This is a genomic window from Mycolicibacter algericus DSM 45454 (assembly GCF_002086455.1).
In the GTDB taxonomy this organism is placed as follows: domain Bacteria; phylum Actinomycetota; class Actinomycetes; order Mycobacteriales; family Mycobacteriaceae; genus Mycobacterium; species Mycobacterium algericum.
In genome coordinates, this window is the sequence record NZ_MVHC01000004.1 from 1 (window position 1) to 15685 (window position 15685).

Consider the following 15685-nt stretch of genomic DNA (forward strand, 5'->3'; position numbering starts at 1 on the left):
CGCCGCTGCTGCACCGCCACCCGCCGCCCGGGCGTGCGGCACCCCAGCGCCCGCCGCCCCAGCGTCCGGCACCGGCCCAGCGTCCGGTGTCGCTTCCGGCGCCTCCGGTGACGCGGCAGCCGCCGGCACCACCCCGGCCGGCACGCCGACGACGGCGGTCCCGGCTGCGGCGGCTGGTTGTGCTCGCGATGCTGATAGTGCTGCTCGGCATGGCCGGGCTGGTCGGCGGCGCCGCCTGGCTCGACACCGCGCTGCACCGTGCCGCGGTGTTCACCGGCTACCCCGACCGTCCGTCGCAAGGCCGCGGTACGACCTGGCTGCTGGTCGGTTCCGACAGTCGCGCAGAACTCAGCGCCGCACAGCAGCAGCACCTGACCACCGGCGGCGACGTCGGCAACGGCCGCACCGACACGATGCTGCTCATCCACCTGCCGGCGACGGGTTCCGGCATGCCCACCACGGTGGTGTCCATCCCGCGCGACTCGTATGTGCCCATCCCCGGCTATGGCCACGACAAGATCAACGCGGCGTTCGCGCTGGGTGGAGCACCGCTGCTGACCCGCACCGTCGAGCAGGCCACCGGCCTGCGGCTGGACCACTACATCGAGATCGGGTTCGGCGGCTTCGCCACGCTCGTCGACGCCCTGGGCGGGGTCGTGCTGTGCCCGGACGAGCCGATCGAGGACCCGCTGGCCGGGCTGAACCTACCTGCCGGCTGCCAGAAGCTGGCCGGCCAGGCCGCCTTGGGCTACGTGCGCAGCCGCGCCACACCCCGCGCCGATCTGGACCGGATGGAACACCAGCGTCTATTTCTGTCCGCGCTGCTGGCCCGCGTCGCCGACCCGACCGTCTGGCTCAACCCGCTGCGCTGGTACCGCGTGCCGACCGCCGCCGCGCACGCGATGACGGTGGACGCCGGCGCGGGCGTCCTGGACCTGGCCGCACTCGGCTGGGCGTTGCGCGGTGCCACCACGATGCTGACCGTCCCGGTCGGGGAGTTCACCTACACCGAGGCCGGCGAGGCGGTGGTGTGGGACCACCAGCAGGCCGCGCGGTTATTCGACGAGTTGAGCCGTGACGCGCCGCCGACAATGGCAACGGACAATTAACGTATATTGGAAATTCTCGGCGGGCGCCAGAACAATATCAGCCAACCCTATCTTTACTTAGGCAAAGCTGCCCTGACTAAGGCGCACCTTGGATGCAAACCGGGTCTGACCTCGGTAGTATCGGATTCATGTCCGAGATTGATAACCACACGTCAAAATTCCACGCGCTGCTCCAGGAGCAGATCTACCACGAATTCACCGCCGCGCAGCAATACGTCGCCGTCGCCGTATATTTTGACGGCGGAGATTTCCCCCAATTGGCGAAGTTCTTTTATGCCCAGGCCGTCGAGGAACGCCGTCACGCGATGATGATGGTGCAGTACCTGCTCGACCGCGCCGTCGACGTCGAGATCCCCGGCACGGGCGCGGTGCGCAACCGCTTCGATGCCCCGCGCGACGCGCTCACCCTCGTGCTCGACCAAGAGCGCACCGTCACCGAACAGATCAGCGGGCTGACCAGTGCCGCCCGTGACGAAGGTGACCACCTCGGCGAGCAGTTCATGCAGTGGTTCCTGCGTGAGCAGGTCGAGGAGGTCGCCGTGATGACCCGGTTGCTGCGGGTGGCCGACCGCGCCGGGCACAATCTGTTCGACCTGGAGAACTTCATCGCCCGCGAGCTCGGCACCGTGACGCCGGAGGCCGGCGCGCCGCGGGCCGCCGGCGGGTAACCGCCTTCCGCCCTCCGCTGATCAGCCCGCCCGCAACCGCGCCTTGGTTCGGGCGGGCTGATTCGTGGCGATCCACGCGACGCCGACATCCCGGCAGAAATCGACGTCCTCGTCGCGGTCGACGGTCCAGCAGTACAGCGAACGACCACGTGCCGCCGCATGGTCCACCAACTCCGGGTACTCACGCAGCGTCGCGATGGACGGGCCGATGGCGGTGGCCCCGACCGTGGTCGCGGCGCTGCCGCGCAGGTACCGGGCCGCCGAACCCAGCAGCACCGTCGGCAGCATCGGCGCCGCCCGCCGAACCCGCCATACCGCCGCCGCCGAGAACGACATGACCACCGCGCGGGAACGGGTCGCCGAGGCCGGCGAGGCGATCCCGAATCGGTCCAGCAGGACCAGGAGCTTGCGTTCGACCAACGCCCCGTAACGCACCGGATGCTTGGTCTCGATGAAGATCTTCACCGGCCGGTGCCAGTCCAGGACCATCGCCACCAGCGCATCGAGAGTGAGCAGACCGGTGCCCCCGGGGTTCGCGGCCTCGGGTGCCCCGTCCGGGCGGCCGTTGTGCCAGGCCCCGTAGTCGAAGTTCTGCAACTGCGCCAGCGTCATCTCACTGACCAAGCCGGCCCCGGTGGACGTCCGATCCACCCGGCGGTCGTGCACGCAGACCAGATGACCGTCGCTGGTCAGCCGCACATCGCATTCGACGCCGTCGGCTCCCTCCTGCAGCGCCAGATCGTATGCGGCCAGCGTGTGTTCCGGACGATCGAACGAGGCGCCCCGATGCGCGACCACGAAGGGGTGCTCCGCCACCACATCGTCGGCCGCTGCCATGGGTTTATGCTGCCGGTTCCCGCCCGCCGGACCCGACAGCGACGGTCGGTGCCGCAGCGGCTTCCGACTCCGCCGGCGGGCCGCCCTGCGCCGCGGGTCCCGACGGCGCCGGATCCTGGCCGCCGGGCACCACCACCCAGTGGTGGGCGGGCCGGCCCATCGACCGCTGCTCGAATCCCTCAACCACCCGGGCCGCCGCCACCACCGCGGCCAGGCCGAGCAGATAGGCGACCACCGTGGCCACCATGTTGTCGGCGATGCCCTGCGCGTCGTCGGCCCAGCTGGTGGCCGTGGCGAACAGCGCCGCGGCGGTGGCCACCGCCCACACCACCCACCAGATCACGACCGGTTTGCGCAGCCGGGCCAGCCGGTCCTCTCGCCCGGCCAGCTCCAGCACGTAGACCGGGGCCCAGGCCAGGTTGACCAGCGGCACCAGGCAGCCGGTCCACAGCGCCCAGGCCGGGCGCGACTCGGGCAGCTGCAGCCGGGCGAACGCCGCCTCCCGGCGCGCCAGCAGCCAGCGGGTCAGCACCAGAGCGCAGTGGACGACCGCCGCGATCGCGGCGAGACCGGCCAGCCTGCCCAACCACACCGCGCCCTCGGCGATCAGCGGGTGCAGCAACCTGGTGCGGTTGACGATCATCAGCACGTAGATCAGCGCATGCACCAGCGCGGCGATGCCCAGCGCGGCGATCGCGCCACCCAGCGCCTTCTCCAACGATCGCGTCGGCGGTGCCGCCCTCCCCTTCGGTTTGGGCTGTGCCACAGTCGGATTCGGCGCACCCATCAGAGTCCAGCGCGGCATCACCGTGTAGCGCGGGGTGGGGCCCAGCGGTCGCCGACGACGACGCTGCGGGGGCGGCGGCCCCGGCCGCACCGCGATCCAGCGGTAGCCCGGCCCCAGCCGGAGCGGCGACTCGGAAGGCGCCACGGACTGCTCGGACGGCGCCGGGGGGCCGGGCTGGACCCACTGCAACTCCGCTTCCTGCGCGGGTGTCAGCGGCGCCCACAGCGCGCCGTTGCAGCGCGGGCACCACGCCCGCCGCCGATCGCGCACGTTCCACCGCGTGCCGCAGCGGGAGCACACCTGGATCACCGCACCAGCGTAGCGGCGATCGCAAGGCCGGCGGTGGGGGTACCTTCCGCTTGCGGGGACCGACCGCCGCGGGTCGCCCAGCCCGGCCGTGAACCGCTCTCAGCTACACCGAGCTATCCACAGTTTCCACAGGTTTATCCACACGCGAGCCGGGGGTGGACACGCCCCATGAGGTGCTTTTTGCGCCTCGGCGAACGGCTGGCTGTGGATAATACGGAGCCGTTGATGTGAGCTGGTTAACAGCTCTGAGCGAAATCTCTCGATTAACTAACCAGCTGCTGCCGGCCCCGGCCGTTCCCCGCCTTGCGGCCATCGCTGCAGGCAAAGCGGGTTGTAACGGGCAGATTTTCCACTGGGGCAACCAGACGCTATGATCGCCGTCACAGGACAGTTGTGATGCGTCTCACGGGGGTGAGGCGCACGGTGAGCATGGGGGCAAGGGATGTCGAGGGCAGGGGAATGACGGCACGTCCGGTCGGACCCGGGCCGGTCGCCACGGCGACCGGCTGGCACGCTGGATCGTCCACCTACAAGCGCAGCTATCTATTGGCGTCGCTGCGCGCCGGCGTGATCGCACTGGTGTTGTTGACGGTCCTACTGGCGATCGTTCTGATCTGAGCGCTGTTCACGGCATCGCCGCGCGGCCCATTGTTGCAGTACTCCCGCTGTTGGAGCAGTGTTGATCGAGGTGGTCTCACCACACCGCGGCCGCAGTGGGCGGTGGGGTGCCGCCACAGCGTCAACGCATGTCGACAATGATCAACGGTGATCGACACCGGATCAGTACTGATCGAAGGAAGGAACCCCGTGGCCGACTACACCTTGCCGGACTTGGACTGGGATTACGGAGCCCTTGAGCCGCACATCTCGGGCCAGATCAACGAATTGCACCACAGCAAGCACCACGCCGCCTACGTTTCCGGCGCCAACAGCGCCCTGGAGAAGCTAGCCGAGGCACGCGCCAATGACGACCACGGCGCAATCTTCTTGAACGAGAAGAACCTGGCGTTCCACCTCGGCGGGCACGTCAACCACTCGATCTGGTGGAAGAACCTGTCCCCCAACGGTGGTGACAAGCCCACCGGTGACTTGGCCGCTGCCATCGATGACGCATTCGGGTCGTTCGACAAGTTCCGCGCACAGTTCACCGCGGCCGCCAACGGGCTGCAGGGTTCGGGCTGGGCGGTGTTCGGCTATGACACCCTGGGCGGCAAACTGCTGACCTTCCAGCTCTACGACCAGCAGGCCAACGTGCCGTTGGGCATCATCCCGCTGCTGCAGGTCGACATGTGGGAGCACGCTTTCTACCTGCAGTACAAGAACGTCAAGGCGGACTACGTCAAGGCGTTCTGGAACGTCGTCAACTGGGCCGACGTACAGTCCCGGTTCGCGGCCGCAACCTCCAAGACCTCGGGTCTGATCTTCTAGTCGCACCGCAGCTGGGGGCGTCGCGCCGTTGGTGCGGCGCCCCCGCTTCGTTTTGTTCATCGATTCGTTATCGCCCGCGCCGTCGTGTCCGCTTGCACGCGTTCGTCGGCTGTCGCATGCTGCCAGGCAACCCACCCGCTGAAATGCGAGCAGACGAGCCAAATGTCGCGGAGGGTGTGCGATGGAGACGACAGGGTCCGGCCGGGCGATCGAAGTCGCCCCGTTCCATTCCCACGGCGAACTGCACGGATTCGTGGTTTTCGGCCGCTGGCCGGATTCGACCAAGGAATGGGCGCAGTTGCTCAGCATCGCGGTCCGGGTGGCTTCGATGCCCGGACTGCTGCCCACCACAACAGTGTTCGGCACGCGAGAGGAACTCCCCGACAATCCGGGTCCGGGCACCGTCGGGTTGCTGCTGGCCGAAGGCACCGTGGCCGGCGAATCCGCGATCGCGCCGGGATATTTCGCCGGCCGCCAGCCCTCGGCGCTCCTGATGTTGCACCCGCCTTCAGAGACCATTCCCTCGCTACCGGAATGCCGGGGAGCGGCATCGGGATGCGTGCTGCTGCCAGGTCTGCCCTATCTGGGTCTGGAACACCGGGCGGCCTGGGTCGAAGCCGAATCCGACGGCACGGTGACGTCCATGGTGAGCCGGGTCGGAGTCGACCCGGTCAGCCACCCCGATACCGCGATTCTGGCCATGCTCCTTGCCGCATAAGACATTTCGAATCGGCGGATCCAGGTCGCCGAAACCCCGGGCCACGGTAGCGGCCGGATCGGTAAGTCACTAGCCTCGCAGCTGACGAAAGGCCGTCTCGCATGCTCGCTGCCATGCTGATCAGCCTGGGCGTGGTGTTCCTGGCCGAACTCGGCGACAAGTCGCAGCTGATCACCATGACCTACGCGCTCCGCCACCGGTGGTGGGTGGTGCTGAGCGGTGTGGCCATCGCCGCGTTCGCGGTCCACGGCATCTCGGTGACGGTGGGGCACTTCCTGGGGCTGACATTGCCGACGCGACCCATCGCCGCCGTGGCCGGGGTGGCGTTCATCGGCTTCGGGGTATGGACCTGGCGGGAGGGCACCAGCGCCGCTTCCGGGCACACCACGGTCCGCGAGCCGCGGTTCGTGCTGTTCGCGGTGGTGTCCTCGGTGCTGCTGGCAGAACTCGGCGACAAGACGATGTTGGCGACGGTCGCCCTGGCCAGTGACCGCAACTGGCTGGGGGTGTGGCTCGGCGCGACGGCGGGCATGGTGCTGGCCGACGCCGTCGCGATCGCCGTCGGAACGGTGTTGCACCGTCAGCTGCCCGAGCAGCTGCTGCACGGCGCGGCCGGCCTGCTGTTCGGCGTGTTCGGCCTGTGGATGCTCCTCGACGAGGCGCTGGGGTGGCGTCCGGTGGCCGTCGGCGCGGTGGCCGGCTTGATGTCGGTGGCCTCCGCGGGGGCGCTTCGACGGGTCGTCATGCGGCGACGCGAACCCGCCGCCGGCGACCAACGCACGGTCCGGTAGCAAATCCCGCCAACCAGTCAGCGCGTGGTGCTGACTTCACTTCGCCGGACGGGCGTCCGAGGCCGAGGAACGTCGACCGATCCTCTACCGAGCCGGGACAGCCGGTCTCCACGGCGCAATTGTGCTTGGTACGGCACGAAAATCCGACCGCGGCCAGCGGTGCCGTCGGCGAACGCACCACGCGACGGCGCGCTGAATATCAAGATCGGATTCGCTGCGGAATCACCCTTGGTTGTGTGGGTATCTATGGCTACGATGATCAGCAAATCATTAGACGTGACGGCTCCCCCCTCGCCGACCGCCTGTCGACCACTTGCCGCCCCTTGGAGGTCCTATAGATGAGCGCGACTTTCGCTGTCCGCTTGAACCGCCTTTTCGATGTGGTCTATCCCCCCGGCCGGGGACCGCACACGTCCGCCGAGGTGATCGCGGCGCTCAAGGCGGAAGGCATCACCATGTCGGCTCCCTACCTGTCCCAGCTGCGCTCGGGAAACCGGACGAACCCGTCGGTGGCCACCATGGCCGCGCTGGCCAACTTCTTCCGGATCAAACCCGCGTTCTTCACCGACGACGACTACTACGCCAAGCTGGACGCCGAATTGACGTGGCTGGACAGCCTCCGTGATGACGGGGTGCGACGAATCGCCACCCATGCCGTCGGGCTCTCGCCGGAGGCCCAGGAGGACGTCCTGGCCCGCATCGACGAGCTGCGCCGCAAGGAGCACCTCAGCGCCTGAGGCGCCGGCACCGTGATTAGGGTGGCTTGATCGGTTCCAGCGAGACACCGGGAGGCGGCCGCGATGGGCCTGTTCAGAAAACGTAAGAGCCGCGCGACCCGGCGCGCCGAGGCACGCGCCCTGAAGGCCGGGGCCAAACTCGAGGCGCGACTGGCGGCCAAGGGTGAGGCCAAGCGCTTCAAGGCCACCCAGCGCGCGGAGGCCCGCACGCTCAAAGCGCAGCTCAAGTCCGAACGGGACCGGGACCGCGCCGCACTCAAGGCGGCCGAGAGTCAACTCAAGGCGGCCCGCGAGGGCAAGCTGCTGTCGCCGGCCCGGATTCGCCGGACTCTGACGGTGACCCGGATGCTGGCGCCTATCGTGGTCCCGCTGGTATACCGGGCCGCCATGGCGGTCCGCGGCTTGATCGATGAGCAACGGGCCGAGCGGCTCGGGGTGCCGCTGGCCCGCATCGGGGAGTTCTCCGGATCAGGAAAGAACGACGCCCGGTTGTCGGCGCGGATCGCCGGAGCGGAAAGGACGCTGCGCATGGTTGCCGACCGCAAGCCCAAGGACTCCGAGACCCGGCAGTTCGTCACGGCGATCACCGAACGGTTGAGCGATCTCGCCACGGCGGTGACCGCCATCGAGACCATGCCGGTCGATCGGCGTCGGGCCGCCTCGGCGTCGATCAGCGGGCAGCTCGACGGCATCGACGCCGATCTGATGGCCCGGCTGGGGCTGCCGTCATGAGCCGCACAAACACCGGGGTGCGCGCGTGGGCGCTGTCGGCGGCGATCGCCGTGGTCTCCTTCGCCGGCGCCGCGCCGGCGTGGGCGCATGTGCACGCCAGCAGCCCTGGCGCCGTGCGCGGCGGTGTCGCGATGGTGACCTTCGAGGTCCCCAATGAGTCACCCACCGGTTCTGCCACCACCGAACTCACCGTGACGCTGCCCGACGTGGCCTCGGCGCGCACCGAGACCCAACCGGGCTGGACGGCCCGGTTGGACCGCGACGCCGAGACCGGAGCGGTGCGATCCGTCACCTGGACGGCCACCGCCGGTGGAATCGGCGCCGATCAGTTCGGCCTGTTCCGGATCGCGATGAAGCTGCCCGACGCCGACTCGGTGGACTTCCCCTCCGCGCAGCGTTACGCCGACGGCACCGTGGTGCGCTGGGATCAGCCGCCCCCGCCCGGCGGCGGCGAGGCGGAGCGCCCGGTGCCCACCTTGCAGTTGGCGGCCGGTCCGGCGTCCGCACCCGAGCACCACGCGCAGCACCCGCCACCGGCCGTCTCGGCCGGGCCGGCGCAGACCCTCCAATCCGAGGACGATGCGGCCGGCCGCGCGGACAACCCGGCCCGACTGCTAGGTGGCGCGGCACTGCTGGTCGCCGCGGTGGCCGCGACCCTCGCACTGGGCCGGCGCCGGGCATGAGGAGGGTCCGGCGCGTCACGCTGGCGGGGATGTTCGCGCTGACCATGCTGTTTCCGCTGCTGGCGGTCCCCGGGGTGGCTGCCGCGCATGCGGTGCTGGTCGCGGCCGACCCGGCCGGGGGTGCCGAGCTGACGCGCGGGCCGGAACGCGTCAGCGCCACCTTCAACGAGCAACTGCAGACCGCCTTCGCCGCCATGACCGTGGTCGGGCCCGACGGGCGCCTGTGGTCGACCGGCGAAACGCAGGTTCGCGGTGCGGTCGCCAGCGTCGCGGTCCGTCCCCTCGGTCCGGCCGGCACCTACACCGTCAACTACCGCGTCACCTCCGCCGACGGTCATGTGGTGTCCGGCTCGTGGCCGTTCCGGCTGACGGTGGCCGGCACCGGCGAACCCGGTCCGGCCGTCACCGACCACGCCGATGCGCCGACGCCGGTCCCCCGGCGCGACGCGGACTCGGGGGATGACCTGCCGATTTGGCCGTTCGTGGCCGGGGCGGTGGCGCTCGTCGCGGCTGGTCTGTGGCTGAATCGGCCGCGGTCCTGACCGCTGTCCGTCGGTGAACCACCGCTGGATACTGGCATGATGGGCGAAGTTGCCGGTGTCGCCGAGTTGATCTGAGACGAGAAAACCCGCGAGAGGAGCTGCCGTATGACCGACCCGCAGGGCCAGCCCGACCACGAATCCGCCGCTGCACCCGAACCCGCCGCGCCGACGGAGCCGGCACGGCCGGCCGAGCCGGTAGAGCCACCCGCAGCCGAACCCGCCGCACCGGCCACGCCGCCTGAGCCTGCGCAGCCCGCCGGAGCCGACCGGCCCGCCGAGCCGCCAGCCAAGAAAGCACCCGCCAAGGCCGCCAAGAAGACGCCGGGCAAGGCCGCCAAGAAAGCCCCGGCAAAGGCGGCCAAGAAGGCCCCGGCAAAGAAAGCCCCCGCCAAGAAGGCACCCGGCGCGGTTCCCGCACCGGCGGCCCGGCCCGCCGACACCAACGGTTCTGGCCGGCTGGCCGACGGCGCCAAGGAAACGGCCGCCCAGGCGAAGTCGACGGTCGATGCCGCGCGTAACCCGCTCACCCCGTCGGTGCCGTCGCCGAGTCGGTCACCCGGTGCGGTACTGGCCGCCGGCGTCCTCGGTCTGCTCGGGCTCCTGCTGATCCGCCGGCTGCTGCACGCGCGCCGCGGCTGAGCTCCCCGGTGAGCGCAGCCTTCCGGCCGACCGCCGACCTCGTCGACGACATCGGCGCCGACGTGCGCAGTTGCGACCTGCAATTCCGCCAGCTCGGCGGCCGGACCGAGTTCGCCGGCCGGATCAGCACCGTGCGCTGCTTCGAGGACAACGCACTGCTCAAGTCGGTGCTGTCAGAACCGGGCGATGGCGGGGTGCTGGTGATCGACGGCGCCGGTTCGCTGCACACCGCGCTGGTCGGTGACCTCATCGCCGAGTTGGCCCGCAGCAACGGGTGGGCGGGCCTGATCGTGCACGGCGCGGTGCGTGACGCCGCGATGCTGCGCACGCTCGACATCGGGGTCAAGGCGTTGGGCACCAATCCCCGCAAGAGCACCAAGACCGGGGCCGGGGAACGCGACGTCGTCGTCGAGCTAGGCGGTATCGCATTCGTACCGGGCGAGATCGCCTACAGCGACGATGACGGCATCGTCGTCGTCTAGATCCGGCGCCACGATGGACGACAGCCTGCGGTCACGGTGGGAACGGCTCCGGGAGCGGGTCGACGAGGCCTGCCGCGACGCCGGGCGTGATCCGAGCGATGTCGACGTGCTGCCGGTGAGCAAGACCTTCGGCCCGGAGCTGATCCGGGAAGCCGTCGGTCTGGGCCTGCGGCGGTTCGGTGAGAACAAGGTTCAGGAGATCCGGGACAAGTACGAGCCGCTGGCCGACTGCGGGATCGACTGGGTGATGATCGGGCATCTGCAAACCAACAAGGCCGGGATGGTGGCGCGGTTGGCCACCGAGGTGCAGTCACTGGACCGGTCCAGGCTGGCCGCGGCGTTGGACCGGCAGTTGCGCGCCGCGAACCGTGCCATCGACGCGCTGGTGCAGGTCAAAACCTCCGACGAGCCCAGCAAGTACGGCCTGGATCCGGCGCAGCTGCTGCCGTTCCTCGATGAGCTGGCCGACTACCCCACGCTGCGGGTGCGGGGTTTGATGACCCTGGCGATCAACACCCCCGACCCCGACGAGGTTCGCCGCTGTTTCCGCCGGCTGCGCGAGCTCCGCGATGCCGCCGCCGCGCGCGGCCACGACCTGCCGCGGCTGTCGATGGGGATGAGCGGCGACTTCCCGCTGGCGATCGCCGAGGGCGCCACCGAGGTGCGGATCGGGACGGCACTGTTCGGCGCCCGCCCCTACCCCGACTCCTACTACTGGCCCGAGGCAGGGCGGGCACCGTAAGCGATCAAACCGCGACGGCGGCCTTGTGCTTGGTGAAGCGCAGCACCTCGTCGTCGACCTTGCCGCGCCGGATCAGTTGCAGATCCAGCAGATAGTTCTGCTTGAGCCGCCACGGCGCGCGCGAACCGGCCTGGGGCAGATACTCCAGCGCCCGCAGCACGTAGCCGGGGGTGAAGTCCATCAGCGGCCGGCCCTCGATGTCGGTGCCGGGCTGTCCCGGCACCACCGTGTCGAATCCGTGCGCATCCATGTGGTTGAGCACCCGACAGACGAACTCCGACACCAGGTCGGCCTTCAGCGTCCAGGACGCGTTGGTGTAACCGATGGTGAACGCCATGTTCGGGATGCCGGTGAGCATCAGGCCCTTGTAGGCCATGGTGTCGTGCAGCGCCACCGGTTCGCCGTTGCGCCGCACCTCGGCCCCGCCGAACAACTGCAGGTTCAGCCCGGTGGCAGTGATGATGATGTCCGCCGGCAGTTCCTGGCCCGAGCTGAGCTTGATGCCGGTCTTGGTGAACCGCTCGATGGTGTCGGTGACCACGTCGGCCTTGCCGCTGCGGATGGTCTTGAACAGATCACCGTTGGGCGCCAGACACAGCCGCTGGTCCCACGGGTTGTAGCTGGGCCCGAAGTGCTTCTCGACGTCATAGCCTTCGGGCAGCCGGCGCTTGGCCATGGTCAGCAGTGTTTTGCGCATGAAGGCCGGGAACTTGCGGGACAGTTGGTACTGGAAGGTGGCGAAGCCGATCGCCTTCCAGCGGTTGGCGACGTGGGCGGCGGCCGCCGGCAGCAGTTTGTTGGCCCGTTCGGCGAACGGGTCGACCAGCGGCAGCGAACCGATGTAGGTCGGTGAGCGCTGCAGCATGGTGACGTGACCGGCGCCGGCGTTGACCAAGCTCGGGATCAGGGTGACCGCGGTGGCGCCGGAGCCGATCACCACGATGCGCTTGCCGGCGTAGTCCAGGTCCTCGGGCCAGTGCTGCGGGTGCACGATGGTGCCATCGAAGTCTTCCGCGCCTTCGAACTGGGGCGAGTAGCCCTCGTCGTAGTTGTAGTAGCCGCTGCAGGCGAACAGGAACGAGCAGGTCAGCTGAGTCTGCTTGCCGTCGCTCTCCACGGTGACGGTCCAGCGGTTGTCGGCGTCGGACCAGTCGACGGCGACCACGTGCTGGCGGTAGCGGATGTGGGAGTCGATGCCGTTCTCGGCGGCCGCCTCCTTGATGTAGTCCTTGATCGAGGCGCCGTCGGCGATCGAGTGCGCCGAGCGCCACGGCTTGAACCGGAAGCCCAGGGTGAACATGTCCGAGTCCGAACGGATGCCCGGGTATTTGAACAGGTCCCAGGTGCCGCCGAGGTCGTCGCGGCGCTCCAGGATCGCGTAGCTCTTGCTCGGACAGCGGTCCTGCAGGTGCCAGGCCGCGCTGATACCGGAGATGCCGGCGCCGACGATCACAACATCGAGGTGTTCAGTCATGGCGACAGACTATCAACGTGGTGTCGAGTTAGTCAACGATGCGTTGACTAACTCAACGGGGTGTAAATGACACCGGCTCTGCAGACGGGGAAAGCCCCACCGCCGAAGCGTGTGGGGCTTTCCCGGTTGCCGTGACCTACGGGGTGGTGCCGTCCTGGCCCGCCGCGCCGTCGGTCGCGCCGGTACCCCCGGTAGCGCCGGCGCCACCGTTGATCTCACCATCGTTGATGCCGATGGATCCCGGCCCGGTGGGCAGGTCCGGCGTGACCACGGTGCCGCCGGCACCGCCGTCACCACCGGTGCCGTTGCCCGCGTCACCCACGCCGCCGTTACCGCCGTTGCCGCCGGCGCCGCCGGAGACGTTGTCGACCGGACCCGACGTGCTCGGAGTGCCGTTGCTGATGCTCGCCGGCGGAGCTCCCGGGCCGGTCCAGCCCCAGCGGATGTCGCTGCCGTCCCCACCGTTGCCGCCGGCACCGCCGTCACCGCCGGTGCTGCCTGCGCCGACACCGGCGCCGCCGTTACCGCCGGCGCCGCCCTGGCCACCGTTGGAGCCGGCCGCGAAGTCGTCGCTGCCGCCGTTGCCACCGGCGCCACCGTTACCGGCGACGTAGCCGTCACCGCCGTCGCCGCCGGCGCCGCCGGCACCGGTGATGTTGGCCGGGTTGCCCAGGCTGGTGTTTCCGGCGCTGTCGATGTAACCGGTCTCGGTGAGGTCGCCCCCGCTGCCACCGTTACCAGCCGCGCCGCCGGCGCCACCGTTACCGGCGTTGCCACCGGCACCGTTGGTCGTACCGGCACCGGCCGCGCCGCCGTCACCGCCGTCACCGCCGTCGCCGCCCTGGCCGCCGACACCGATGTTGTGCACCTGCTCCGGGTGCCCCAGGTCGTCGGTGTGCGTGGTGTAGCCACCGACACCGCCGTCGGCGCCGGTGCCACCGGCCGCACCGTTACCGCCGTCGGTGCCGACGCCGTTCTCGCCGCCACCGGCGCCGCCGGCGCCACCGTCGCCACCCTGGCCACCGCTGCCGCCGGCCTGGCCGTTGGAGGCGCCGTCGAAGGGGGCCGTCGTCGGGGCACCGTCGGTGCCGGCCGCGCCGTTGCCGCCGATGGCGCCGTTGCCGGCGAGGCCGCCGTCGCTGTCGGTGCCCGCGGTGCCGTTGGCCGACGAACCGCCGGCACCACCGTTACCGGCGTTACCACCGGAACCGCCGTTACCGCCGTTGCCGCCCGGATCGACGGCGTTGGCGCCGGAGCCACCGTCGGCACCGGCACCTGCCGTGCCGGCGTTGCCGGCGGTGTTCTCCGCCAGCTCACCGGAGTCACCGCCGTTACCGGCGTTTCCACCGTTACCGCCGGAGGTGCCATTGCCGTTGCCGCCGCCGGTGAAGCTGCCTGCGGCACCGTCCACGCCGCTACCGCCGGCCCCGCCGTCGCCGCCGTTGCCCCACTTGCCGCCGTTGCCACCGCTGCCGGCGTTACCGCCGCTGGTACCGGCCGCCGCACCGGTGTCGGCCGCCGCGTTGTAGCCGGCGCCACCGACGCCACCGTTACCCGAGACGATCGGGGTGATGGTGCCATCGGCACCGGCCTGGCCATCCGCGCTGCCGCCGTTGCCCTGACCACCCGCGCCACCGAGGCCCGCGGTGTCGCCGGGGTCGCCACCGTTGCCGGCGTCACCACCATTGGGGTTGTCCGCGGTACCGGCCGCACCGTTGCCACCGTCACCACCGAGGCCGACATCGCCACCGGCACCGCCGTTGCCGCCGACACCCCCGGCACCGTCGGCGCCGCTGCCCTCATGGTGCGCGGTACCGGCCGCACCACCGTTGCCGCCCACGCCGCCGTTGCCGCCGTTGCCGCCGTCGCCGCCGTCGGTTCCGTTGCCGTTGTTGACCGCCCAGTCGCCGTCGACACCGTTGGCGCCGGTACCACCGGTGCCGCCCTGACCGCCCTGGCCACCGGCGCCGCCGTTGCCGCCGTTGCCGAAGACCTCGCCGCCGCCACCGCCGACGCCGCCGTTGCCGCCAGCAGCACCCTCGCTGCCGGCCGTACCGTTGCCGTTGGCGTCGGTAACGCCCTGCAAGCCCTGACCACCGACGCCGCCGGCGCCACCGTTACCACCGTTACCGGTGTGCGGCCCGGCGTTACCGCCGTTGCCACCCAGACCACCGGCAGTCGCCGCGTAGCCATCGGTCGCGTCCAGGCCCTGCCCACCGACACCGCCGTCACCGCCGTTGCCGATGCCCATCAGGCCCATGCCGTCGCCACCGTTACCACCGGTCCCGGCCAGCACCACGCCGCCGTCGCCGTCGACGAACGCGGCCCCGCCGTTACCACCGGTGCCGCCGTAACCCATCCAAGTACCACCGGCCCCGCCGTCACCACCGGTGCCCGCGTAGTTGATTCCCTCGATCGTGATGATCGATCCAGCAGCCGCATCGCCGCCGACGCCGCCATTGCCGAAGAAGCCGGCAGCGCCACCATCAGAACCATCGATGCCATTGCCGCCGTCACCGAACCACAAGCCACCGTCTTGGGCCGCGACCAGGTCACCGTCGCCGTCGAGGTAGGCGTCCGCGCCGTTGCACAGCACGCCACAGGAGTCGCCCGTGGCGAACATCTCGTTCAGCGGATCCAGCCACCAGTCATTGGCCGAGTTGCCGATCATTGCCGACATCGGGTCATAGATCGCCATGTACACCTGCTCATCGAAGGCCAGCCACGCCCCCGGCTCGCCCATGAACAAGCCACCCCAGTCAGCGAACGTAAAGTCGGCCGCCCCGGGCACCTCGGCCACCGTGTCCACCCCGGCCGTGTCGAACCACGCGAACGGGTCCAACCAGTCAAAGTCAGCCTGCGCCGGAGCTGCGGCCAACGGTGTCATCCCGAACGCCAAAAACGCCCCCACCGACGTCGCCGCACCAACCACCCGACGACGCCTCTGGGGCCCCCCACCGCGATTACGTTCCGACACAAGAAGCCCCTCTCCAGCTGTGAAAGCGCC

At 70.0% G+C, this 15685-nt stretch carries 17 protein-coding genes; 13 read left to right on the top strand and 4 right to left on the bottom strand.

Features of this window, described 5'->3' with window-relative positions:
- Positions 1-5: 5 nt before the first annotated feature.
- Complete coding sequence (locus BST10_RS05020; protein ID WP_275987767.1) at positions 6-1109, top strand: LCP family protein; 1104 nt, start codon at positions 6-8, stop codon at positions 1107-1109.
- Positions 1110-1237: 128 nt separating this feature from the next.
- Positions 1238-1777: a ferritin gene (locus tag BST10_RS05025; RefSeq protein ID WP_083036786.1), complete on the top strand. Its 540-nt coding sequence runs from the start codon at positions 1238-1240 to the stop codon at positions 1775-1777.
- Positions 1778-1798: 21 nt separating this feature from the next.
- Here BST10_RS05025 and BST10_RS05030 read toward each other — a convergent pair whose 3' ends face one another.
- On the bottom strand, positions 1799-2614 hold the full coding sequence (locus BST10_RS05030) for a glycerophosphodiester phosphodiesterase (RefSeq protein ID WP_083036787.1): 816 nt from the start codon (positions 2612-2614) through the stop codon (positions 1799-1801).
- Between the two features lie 4 nt (positions 2615-2618).
- A complete protein-coding gene (locus BST10_RS05035) occupies positions 2619-3710 on the bottom strand; it encodes a DUF4328 domain-containing protein (protein ID WP_083036788.1) in 1092 nt (363 codons plus the stop codon).
- Between the two features lie 459 nt (positions 3711-4169).
- Between BST10_RS05035 and BST10_RS22405 the strand changes: the two genes are divergently transcribed.
- The 11 genes from BST10_RS22405 (at position 4170) to BST10_RS05085 (ending at position 11204) form a co-directional block, all read left to right on the top strand.
- On the top strand, positions 4170-4328 hold the full coding sequence (locus BST10_RS22405; RefSeq protein WP_013831078.1) for a hypothetical protein: 159 nt from the start codon (positions 4170-4172) through the stop codon (positions 4326-4328).
- Positions 4329-4517: 189 nt separating this feature from the next.
- Positions 4518-5138: a superoxide dismutase gene (locus BST10_RS05040; RefSeq protein WP_083037133.1), complete on the top strand. Its 621-nt coding sequence runs from the start codon at positions 4518-4520 to the stop codon at positions 5136-5138.
- Between the two features lie 181 nt (positions 5139-5319).
- Positions 5320-5856: a hypothetical protein gene (locus BST10_RS05045; RefSeq protein WP_013831080.1), complete on the top strand. Its 537-nt coding sequence runs from the start codon at positions 5320-5322 to the stop codon at positions 5854-5856.
- 101 nt (positions 5857-5957) lie between these two features.
- On the top strand, positions 5958-6647 hold the full coding sequence (locus BST10_RS05050; RefSeq protein WP_013831081.1) for a TMEM165/GDT1 family protein: 690 nt from the start codon (positions 5958-5960) through the stop codon (positions 6645-6647).
- Between the two features lie 338 nt (positions 6648-6985).
- On the top strand, positions 6986-7384 hold the full coding sequence (locus BST10_RS05055; RefSeq protein ID WP_013831082.1) for a helix-turn-helix transcriptional regulator: 399 nt from the start codon (positions 6986-6988) through the stop codon (positions 7382-7384).
- Between the two features lie 63 nt (positions 7385-7447).
- A complete protein-coding gene (locus tag BST10_RS05060) occupies positions 7448-8116 on the top strand; it encodes a DUF6474 family protein (protein ID WP_083036789.1) in 669 nt (222 codons plus the stop codon).
- Positions 8113-8799: a YcnI family copper-binding membrane protein gene (locus tag BST10_RS05065; protein ID WP_083036791.1), complete on the top strand. Its 687-nt coding sequence runs from the start codon at positions 8113-8115 to the stop codon at positions 8797-8799. Before BST10_RS05060 ends, BST10_RS05065 begins: the two co-directional genes overlap by 4 nt.
- Complete coding sequence (locus BST10_RS05070) at positions 8796-9341, top strand: copper resistance CopC family protein (protein WP_083036793.1); 546 nt, start codon at positions 8796-8798, stop codon at positions 9339-9341. The genes BST10_RS05065 and BST10_RS05070 overlap by 4 nt, the downstream gene beginning before the upstream one ends.
- 105 nt (positions 9342-9446) lie before the next feature.
- The gene (locus tag BST10_RS05075; protein WP_083036795.1) at positions 9447-9980 is read left to right on the top strand and encodes a hypothetical protein; all 534 of its coding nucleotides are present in this window, start codon (positions 9447-9449) and stop codon (positions 9978-9980) included.
- Between the two features lie 8 nt (positions 9981-9988).
- Positions 9989-10462 (top strand): ribonuclease E activity regulator RraA, encoded by a 474-nt coding sequence (rraA, locus tag BST10_RS05080; RefSeq protein ID WP_083036797.1) that lies wholly within the window; start codon positions 9989-9991, stop codon positions 10460-10462.
- A 13-nt stretch (positions 10463-10475) separates the two neighbouring features.
- On the top strand, positions 10476-11204 hold the full coding sequence (locus BST10_RS05085) for a YggS family pyridoxal phosphate-dependent enzyme (protein WP_083036800.1): 729 nt from the start codon (positions 10476-10478) through the stop codon (positions 11202-11204).
- A 4-nt stretch (positions 11205-11208) separates the two neighbouring features.
- Here the strand turns inward: BST10_RS05085 and BST10_RS05090 are convergent, their stop codons facing one another.
- Together BST10_RS05090 and BST10_RS24130 are read right to left on the bottom strand one after the other, a co-directional pair.
- Positions 11209-12678: a flavin-containing monooxygenase gene (locus tag BST10_RS05090; RefSeq protein ID WP_083036804.1), complete on the bottom strand. Its 1470-nt coding sequence runs from the start codon at positions 12676-12678 to the stop codon at positions 11209-11211.
- A gap of 136 nt (positions 12679-12814) precedes the next feature.
- A complete protein-coding gene (locus BST10_RS24130) occupies positions 12815-15610 on the bottom strand; it encodes a hypothetical protein (protein ID WP_163762389.1) in 2796 nt (931 codons plus the stop codon).
- Positions 15611-15685 lie beyond the last annotated feature (75 nt).

Coding starts and splice junctions, on each gene's coding strand:
- BST10_RS05025 (WP_083036786.1), top strand. CDS start 1,238: ATGTCCGAGATTGATAACCACACGTCAAAATTCCACGCGCTGCTCCAG.
- BST10_RS05030 (WP_083036787.1), bottom strand. CDS start 2,614: ATGGCAGCGGCCGACGATGTGGTGGCGGAGCACCCCTTCGTGGTCGCG.
- BST10_RS22405 (WP_013831078.1), top strand. CDS start 4,170: ATGACGGCACGTCCGGTCGGACCCGGGCCGGTCGCCACGGCGACCGGC.
- BST10_RS05045 (WP_013831080.1), top strand. CDS start 5,320: ATGGAGACGACAGGGTCCGGCCGGGCGATCGAAGTCGCCCCGTTCCAT.
- BST10_RS05050 (WP_013831081.1), top strand. CDS start 5,958: ATGCTCGCTGCCATGCTGATCAGCCTGGGCGTGGTGTTCCTGGCCGAA.
- BST10_RS05055 (WP_013831082.1), top strand. CDS start 6,986: ATGAGCGCGACTTTCGCTGTCCGCTTGAACCGCCTTTTCGATGTGGTC.
- BST10_RS05060 (WP_083036789.1), top strand. CDS start 7,448: ATGGGCCTGTTCAGAAAACGTAAGAGCCGCGCGACCCGGCGCGCCGAG.
- BST10_RS05065 (WP_083036791.1), top strand. CDS start 8,113: ATGAGCCGCACAAACACCGGGGTGCGCGCGTGGGCGCTGTCGGCGGCG.
- BST10_RS05070 (WP_083036793.1), top strand. CDS start 8,796: ATGAGGAGGGTCCGGCGCGTCACGCTGGCGGGGATGTTCGCGCTGACC.
- BST10_RS05075 (WP_083036795.1), top strand. CDS start 9,447: ATGACCGACCCGCAGGGCCAGCCCGACCACGAATCCGCCGCTGCACCC.
- BST10_RS05085 (WP_083036800.1), top strand. CDS start 10,476: ATGGACGACAGCCTGCGGTCACGGTGGGAACGGCTCCGGGAGCGGGTC.
- BST10_RS05090 (WP_083036804.1), bottom strand. CDS start 12,678: ATGACTGAACACCTCGATGTTGTGATCGTCGGCGCCGGCATCTCCGGT.